1 pseudogene is annotated in these 234 nt (G+C 63.2%); it reads right to left on the bottom strand.

From position 1 onward, the window contains the following. Positions 1-234 (bottom strand): annotated as a pseudogene (locus tag ACPYOI_RS37135) (FAD-dependent oxidoreductase); the annotation flags it as partial.

Raw genomic sequence — 234 nt, 5'->3', positions numbered from 1 at the left:
GCGCAGCACCACATGCGGCTTCTCCATGCTGCCTTCACCGCGTTCCAGTACCGTCTGCCATTCCGGCTCGACCTCGTAGTCCGACAGTTTGCCGAGCAGTAGGCGCTCGGTATGCCCCTGCGCCAAGATCTGGATCACGTGGAATTCTCCGGCCACCCTGCCGGGATCGAGCTCGAACAACACCCGCTCGCCCGATCGCGCCCGGAAACGGTCGACTCGATAGCTTTCCTGCAG

It is taken from the genome of Rhizobium sp. SVR5-2C, from assembly GCF_056755115.1.
The sequence above is the reverse complement of the archived record's forward strand: the minus strand, read 5'-3'. Positions and strand labels throughout refer to the sequence as shown.